The organism is Mesorhizobium sp. M0437 (genome assembly GCF_040321335.1).
Lineage (GTDB): Bacteria > Pseudomonadota > Alphaproteobacteria > Rhizobiales > Rhizobiaceae > Mesorhizobium.
Genome location: NZ_JAMYRK010000130.1, coordinates 1 through 6504 on the forward strand (window position 1 = coordinate 1; position 6504 = coordinate 6504).

Consider the following 6504-nt stretch of genomic DNA (forward strand, 5'->3'; position numbering starts at 1 on the left):
GCAACCAGATGGTAGCGGAAATTGTTGCGGATATGGTCGTTGAAATAGCGGCCCTTGGCGAACGCCGCCCGGAACGCGGCAAAGGTTTCCGGCGGCACTTCCTCAAACTCGTAGCGTTTGCCGCTGGCCACGAACCAGACCGAGAGAATTCTTGTGTGGGATCGTATTCCGTTTTGCGTATCGATGTGGAGGGCATGACGGCGGCGCGAGTCGAAAAGCAATCAACGAGCGGAAAGGCCGCCGCGTTCCTTGTGACTATGGTGGTGCTGTGAGGCACGAGGCTCAATGCGGAGCGCCAGCGGTCGCGATCGGGCCGTTTTCCTTGCGCCGACCCTCGCGATCTTGGTCTTACCCACGCATCGCTGCGGGATGTTCGCAAGGTGAATTGAGACCCGCCAAGACACTGATCCTCTGGGACTGTCAGGGCTGTTCGACGCATTCTATTCCGGAACAATGTCTTCTTCTGAAAGTTTTTCCTTAAATAGCAAAGGAGATTCGAAATGTCAGAAAGCCGGGAATGGTTTGTCCAATGGCTTAGAGACGCTCATGCCATGGAAGAGCAGGCAGAAACGATGTTGAACGGGCAGTTGAGCCGTATCGAGAATTATCCCGAACTGAGCGACCGGATCCGACAGCACCTCGACGAGACCAAGCAGCAGGCTGCCCGGCTGAAGACTTGTCTCGATCAGATGGACGAGGGTTCATCCATGATGAAGGATGCTGGCGGTAAGCTGACGGCGATGGCGCAATCGCTGAGCGGCGTCTTCGCTGGAGACGAGGTGATGAAAGGATCGCTCGCGAGCTACACGTTCGAGCACATGGAAATCGCCTCCTACACGATCCTGATTGCCGCCGCTCGATCGCTCGGCGAAACCGAGGTTCTTCGGGCTTGCGAAGAGAATCTGCAAGAGGAAGTCGCGATGGCGGATTGGCTGAAATCCCGTCTTCCCTCCACGACCGAGCAGTTCCTTGTCCGAGCCGAAGCCGACAGTGACAGCGCCAAGCGGTGAGCGGGTGGGACGCAGTCATCGTGAACTGGGTGATGGGGATTCGTCCGCCAGCGCGTCCCCTTCGTGAAGGCTGGACGACGAACACGCCTGGCTGTAGCAGGCGGTTGTCGAGTTGCGCATTTCCAGAAATTGCTACGACGAGTGATGCTAACATTGCGGCGTCGTGACTTTGAGAGTTGAAGCGTTCGTCTGCGCAAGCCTGGTCGAATACGCATTGGCAATAGCCAAGATCGGAAGGGCTAGTGCAGCGCTCGGCGAGATCAAGCTTGAGGGGGCGTGTTAAAACGTTCGAAACGAGGTCGCGATAGTGGAATGCCCGAGAACACTCCTCCCTGATCACTGAGCAGTGCGTGCGCGGGCACCGGCAGCGCCAAGCCGGATGGAAGAAAGTTCGTCCCGACAGCGGCAGAGCGCGCCAGCGACGGGCAGAGGTTCCTGTCAGCCCAGCCCAAGCCGGGAACTTACACGGAAAAGTGGCGTTAATATCGCGCAATGCGGGAGCGTGCAGATGTTTTTGCTCGCAAAAGATACAATTAAGTTCAGCATTCTTGTGGCGCTTTCGGCTATATTCGTCGATGCGTCTATCGCCCACGGCTTGCTTTGGGAGAATGACCCATACTGGACCTATTGGATCACCAAGACTTTCCTGATCGCAACCGTCTTTCTATTTGGTACGGCCTTTCTCGGCATTGGCATCATTCCAGGCTTGGTCCTGACGGCGGTCCACACGCTCATTCTGGAGATTTACTATCAATGGCTTGCGCCCGTGGGGCTGCCGCAGGAACCCGAATGGCTCGACTTCAATCACCTGTGGATTACCGGCGTGCCGGTGCACTTCTTAGCGATAATAGGTGGTTATCTGATGGCGCTGTGGCTTTGGCGGCGAAACCATGTTGTTGCTGAGACCGAACGCGGGGAGACGTGGCGGTTCGTTGTCTACGGGCTCGTTACTGCCGTGATCATCGTTGCGGCAGACGGTGTTTTGACCCAGACGGTGCTGTTGCGCGACTTCCCAGGCATTACCTTCTTTGTCCAGCACCTTTTGATCAGCTTCGTTTTTGTCTGTGTCTGGACTGCTTACGCCGGTGCCGGCCGGCTGGGCTGGACCATCGGCGCGCTCATGCTCGCCTTCGTCTGGACCACATATAGCATGTATCTGGGCCCACGTGGTCTGCCGCTCGATCAGCCTCATTATTCCGGCTACAGGGATCTTTGGTGGCTGTCGTTTCCGGGCGGTTTCGTTTCGGCACTTATCGGCTGGTGGGTCGGCGGTTGGCTGATGAAGAAGCGACGAGTAATCGGCGTGGCCGGACTCGGCATGCTAGCAGTCCTGCTGGGTGTCCCTGCCGAACATGCCCACGCTCAATCGAGGGGCACCGACGGTTTGATCGCAACCGCACGGGCTTCGGGCGAGGGTATGCGGGTGACCGGGGCCGATCCGTACGCAATGAACAGCACCGTGCCCATGAACGGCACCATTGCAATCCAAACCGTGGAAATGGGCAACCGGTGGTCGCACGTTCAGAACACGGATGCTTTGCGAGTCTCGGCCGAGTTCACCTCCGGCGACGCCGCCTATACGGTCAGCATTGACAAGCCGATGCCGCGCCACCCGCTCGGAAAATATACGACATGGTCAGGCGTAGCTTATGAGCACGAAATGCATGGCAACACTGGGATCGGCACGGGCAAGTTGCCGAAGGTACGGCCGGAAATCGCCCTTTGGGGCTGGGCACAGGTGAGCCGCAACGGGGAAGTGATCGCACGAGAATCTCCTGCCCACGTCATGGTGATGACCGAGGGTCCCATCAAAGGCGTAATGCTCGAAATCGGCACGGAGGACCGAGGTCTGATCGCAGAGCCGGACGGGTATATCAACGTGATGTGGCCGAAGGTCGAGGCGCTTCAAATGCCCGAGGGGCAGGAACGGGTGCGACAGATCATCGGCTGGATCGCGATCGTCGGTTTCGTTGTCCTCTTCGGGGGCTTGGCCATTCTTGACCGGAACGACGTCTCACGCGCACGGGCCAAAAAGCTCTGAGAGGTTGCCAAAGGCATTCGGCGTCATCGACGGCGAAGCGCCAGCATCGCCGCCGCTGCCAGTCTTGCTGATCACCGGTGAGCCAAACTGAATACCCGAGCCCAATTCGCGGCAACGTATTCCAGAAGCGTTCCTGAGGGTGGCGTGTGCCGGAAATGAAGGGGGTACGGGGGCTTCGCGCGAGCCAGACGCGATAAATGTGAGCGCGGCATCATACCCTGCCTTCAGGACGACTGTTTCTCTGCAATGACCTCTGTCTACGCTCTTCCAGTTCGGTCGGTGTCCATCTGCTCATTCACACGTCGTTGATAGGCAAAGCCGACAGCCGCAGCGACTGCCAAACCTGCCGCCGCCAGAAGGAGTTTGTCCTCGGTATGCTCATTGCCCGATGCGTCTTGAACAGCTAACGAAGCTTCATCGAAGGGTGCGGATGCTCTCGCGGCAGTCTCGCCCTCGTGCGGCCCAACGCCGCTATGGCGGATACCCGCAGCCAGACGTTCTGTCTTCTCTTTTACAGTTTCCTTGGCCACGCCGGTCAACTCGGCAGCTTCGCGTTTTATTTTACCAGCCGTTTCAAGAGCGAAATCACTGACGCTTTCCGCCAAATCGCTAGATTGCTCCTTCAGGCGCTCCTTGGCGTACGATATGTGATCCACCTGCTGCTCGCCGGGTGGCCGGGCCGAATTGGTCCGCAATAAGCTGAACAATCCCGCTCCGACAAGTGCGGTGGCGATCGGCGGACGGCGGAGGAAACGCCACCCCAAACCGGCCCCAATCGCCAAAGCTGCGCTCGGATTGGCAGCTGCCTTTGCCTTGAGATCGTCAATAATCGCCTGCGCCACCGATTGCATTGAGGCGCTTGCTTTCTCTATCAGCGCATCCTTTGCCTCAAGCGCTTCGTGTTTCAAATCATCGGTAAACTCGGAGAGCATGTTTGGCGACCGAAGTGTCGACAAATCCTCGGCGAGCTTAGCCCGGGCAGCCTCAACTTCGGATTCAAGATGCGCAAGTTGAGGATCGGCCATCACAAATCTCTCTTGCCACCGGCGCGGGCAGGCTTGCTCGACCGAGGGTTGTCCGACCGCTGCGATTTGGTGGCGCTGCCCGGTTGCAGCTTGGCGGTAGATGGACCGCTCGATCCACTTGGGCTTGGCGAAGACGGCTGCACGGGTTCACTTGATTGCTCTTCTGATGATAAGGCGCTTCCAAAGGCGCCCGCAACGTCCCTTGCGACCTCCTTGAGGCCGTCCGAATTCAGCCCACGTTCCTCGGCTGCGCTCTTGAGCCGTTCGCCCGCCTTTGCTGTCGAAGACTTCAATCGGTCCCCAGCTTTTTCAGCAGCATCCGTCAATCGCTCTCCCGCTGGGCCGAGCGTGCGCCTCTCGACATCGCTGGCCGGTAAAGCAGCAGCTATGGCGGCACCGGCTGCGAAGCCGGCCAGGACAAAAGCCAATGGCTGTTCTTCCACCATGCGGCCAATCGTGTCCTGGAACGTTGATTGGGCTTGCTGCACCATGCGCCCTGACTTCTCGGATACGGTGCGACCGGCCTCTTCTGCGTATGCCGCGGCCGATGATGCGTAGTGACTTGCGGTTTCACTCACCTTCTCCCCAATGCCGGCTAAATTGTCGCGCATGGCCTCTGCTGTCTCGCTAGCCTCTTCCTGCGTTTTTGACGCCCCGCCGCTGGCGGTGCGTATGTGCCGAGCATTTTGGCGCCCGTTGGTTCCACGGGATTGCTCGCGATGCCCGGCACTTGAACCGCGGCTGCGCATTAGCAGCGCGCACCCTGCTGCGACGAGCAGAAGGCCTTCGGGATTGTTCCTAGCGGAGCTGAGAAGCCATTCTTTCGTTCCAAAATCCTGGACCTGTGAATTGCGGCTCATGTTAGTTGCTCCTTGGTTGTCGCAATATCCTGCTTTATTTGGCTTATGGAGTGTGTCGGCAGAAGTTCTTTTTGCGCATCAGCGCGGCCCCTATAGTATGCGAAAGCAGCGGCAGCCGCCGTTGCGGCCGCGACGATCAGACACGACCAGTGCAGGGCTATCCCTAAGCTCGCGATTCCAAGTACGACGGCTTGGATTAGAAGCAGAGCGGCGGCCACTCCCAGGGCGCCAGCAGCAGACATCCACACACCTGCTTGGAGCTTCGTTGAGACGTTGGCGGACAGCTCCGCATGCGCCAGGCGCAACTCTTTCTGAAAGAGGTCCGCGACGTCCGCCAACACTGCAGACAGTGCTTGAGGGAGAGGCGAATTCTTCAGTTGTTCCTGTGCCATCAGATCAGTTCGCTCCCTGCCGCCTTTCCGTGATGGATTCTGGAGCGGGAGGCGCGCTCTTCAGCGTGCGGAATGTCAAAAAACCCGCTACGGCGGCCAGCCCAAACACCAAACCCGGCTTGCGCCTGGCCAAATCGGACGCTGCAAGAACCAGTTGATCGACGGATCTGTCTCGCAGGTCGTCTGCGTATCCATCAAGCCTATTGGCGAAGGTGCGCACGACCCCAGCGACGATCGGTGCATTTGTGTCGAGGTCCTCGGCCGCACGTTTGGTCGAACTCGCCAGTTGGCCCATCACCTCGGCGCCGCTGCCGACCTGACGGTCCAACATCTCCTTCACCTGATTGGTCACGGTCGACGCGCCACCAGCGGCCGCCCGTTTGGCGGTTCCCGCTGCCCCTTGTGCTATGTCCGACGCTTTGGATAAGGCGCCCCTTACGGTTGCTCCTATGTCTTCCGAGGTACCGTCACCAGCCTTACCGCAGTTGGGGGACGCCGTTCAGAATTCCGGTTGTTCATGGTTTCCTCCATTCGAGGAGCAAACGGAGGTAAGGCCCGTTGGTTCCCAATGAGCAACTGGCTAGGGTCTCCAAGTTGCATTTTCGAACTCGGTGCGCGGATCGGGTGCGTTTGCATTCGGAATGACGAGTTGCTTGCGGGCGAGCGCAATGCGAATTACCCATCTGTCCCTTCCCTTGCTGCTTCAACTCTGATGAAGGGTACGCCTCCGGCGAGGGCCGCCTTGCGGGAGCATGGCCCGGTAGCGAAGCTGCACTCTTAAGGTCGTCCTTTCGAGCGTAGTTAGCAGCACAGCATGAGCCATGTGACGTTGTTGACCGGGCCGGAGCGTCGTCGTCGTTGGAGTGAAGAGGATCAGTGCCGGATAGTGGCGGTGGCATTCGCGCCCGGGGCCACGGTGGCGGCGGTAGCGCGTCAGTACGATGTCGCGACCAGCCTAATCTACAAGTGGCGCGCACGATGAGAACCCGCGAGACGGGCTTTGCCGAAGCTGTCGTGGCTCCCGATGAGCCTGTCGCCGCTTCGGTGCCGGCGGCGTCCCCAGCGGTGATCGAGCTGGAGATCGCCGGCAAGGTGCGGCTGCGGATTCCGCTGACCACGCCGCCAACACTGGCGGCAGCGATGGTGAAGGCGCTGGGCGTTTCATGATCCCGGTTC

The 6504-nt window shown here is 59.2% G+C and carries 9 protein-coding genes; 4 read left to right on the plus strand and 5 right to left on the minus strand.

Annotated elements, in window-relative coordinates:
• The coding region (locus NKI72_RS33715) for a KTSC domain-containing protein (protein WP_352852079.1) at positions 1–131 on the minus strand (131 nt) is incomplete at its 3' end.
• A 369-nt stretch (positions 132–500) separates the two neighbouring features.
• Between NKI72_RS33715 and NKI72_RS33720 the strand changes: the two genes are divergently transcribed.
• Positions 501–1010: a ferritin-like domain-containing protein gene (locus NKI72_RS33720; RefSeq protein WP_352612666.1), complete on the plus strand. Its 510-nt coding sequence runs from the start codon at positions 501–503 to the stop codon at positions 1008–1010.
• Positions 1011–1518: 508 nt separating this feature from the next.
• A complete protein-coding gene (locus tag NKI72_RS33725; RefSeq protein WP_352852072.1) occupies positions 1519–3051 on the plus strand; it encodes a hypothetical protein in 1533 nt (510 codons plus the stop codon).
• Between the two features lie 257 nt (positions 3052–3308).
• On the opposite strand, the gene NKI72_RS33730 is transcribed toward NKI72_RS33725, so the two are convergent.
• The 4 genes from NKI72_RS33730 to NKI72_RS33745 are packed head-to-tail and all read right to left on the minus strand — an operon-like array spanning position 3309 to position 5680.
• On the minus strand, positions 3309–4076 hold the full coding sequence (locus tag NKI72_RS33730) for a hypothetical protein (RefSeq protein WP_352837444.1): 768 nt from the start codon (positions 4074–4076) through the stop codon (positions 3309–3311).
• On the minus strand, positions 4076–4936 hold the full coding sequence (locus tag NKI72_RS33735) for a hypothetical protein (RefSeq protein WP_352852074.1): 861 nt from the start codon (positions 4934–4936) through the stop codon (positions 4076–4078). The genes NKI72_RS33730 and NKI72_RS33735 overlap by 1 nt, the downstream gene beginning before the upstream one ends.
• Entirely contained in the window at positions 4933–5328 is a 396-nt protein-coding gene (locus NKI72_RS33740; RefSeq protein ID WP_352852075.1) for a phage holin family protein, read from the minus strand. The genes NKI72_RS33735 and NKI72_RS33740 overlap by 4 nt, the downstream gene beginning before the upstream one ends.
• Positions 5329–5332: 4 nt before the next feature.
• A complete protein-coding gene (locus NKI72_RS33745) occupies positions 5333–5680 on the minus strand; it encodes a hypothetical protein (protein WP_352852076.1) in 348 nt (115 codons plus the stop codon).
• Between the two features lie 462 nt (positions 5681–6142).
• Here NKI72_RS33745 and NKI72_RS33750 point away from each other — a divergent pair, with 462 nt between their 5' ends.
• Positions 6143–6310 (plus strand): transposase, encoded by a 168-nt coding sequence (locus NKI72_RS33750; protein ID WP_352837455.1) that lies wholly within the window; start codon positions 6143–6145, stop codon positions 6308–6310.
• Positions 6307–6495: a transposase gene (locus tag NKI72_RS33755; RefSeq protein WP_352852077.1), complete on the plus strand. Its 189-nt coding sequence runs from the start codon at positions 6307–6309 to the stop codon at positions 6493–6495. Before NKI72_RS33750 ends, NKI72_RS33755 begins: the two co-directional genes overlap by 4 nt.
• Positions 6496–6504 lie beyond the last annotated feature (9 nt).

What these genes read in the sequence shown, in the direction of transcription:
- NKI72_RS33720 (WP_352612666.1), top strand. Translation starts at nt 501, where the DNA reads ATGTCAGAAAGCCGGGAATGGTTTGTCCAATGGCTTAGAGACGCTCAT.
- NKI72_RS33725 (WP_352852072.1), top strand. Translation starts at nt 1,519, where the DNA reads ATGTTTTTGCTCGCAAAAGATACAATTAAGTTCAGCATTCTTGTGGCG.
- NKI72_RS33730 (WP_352837444.1), bottom strand. Translation starts at nt 4,076, where the DNA reads ATGGCCGATCCTCAACTTGCGCATCTTGAATCCGAAGTTGAGGCTGCC.
- NKI72_RS33735 (WP_352852074.1), bottom strand. Translation starts at nt 4,936, where the DNA reads ATGAGCCGCAATTCACAGGTCCAGGATTTTGGAACGAAAGAATGGCTT.
- NKI72_RS33740 (WP_352852075.1), bottom strand. Translation starts at nt 5,328, where the DNA reads ATGGCACAGGAACAACTGAAGAATTCGCCTCTCCCTCAAGCACTGTCT.
- NKI72_RS33750 (WP_352837455.1), top strand. Translation starts at nt 6,143, where the DNA reads ATGAGCCATGTGACGTTGTTGACCGGGCCGGAGCGTCGTCGTCGTTGG.
- NKI72_RS33755 (WP_352852077.1), top strand. Translation starts at nt 6,307, where the DNA reads ATGAGAACCCGCGAGACGGGCTTTGCCGAAGCTGTCGTGGCTCCCGAT.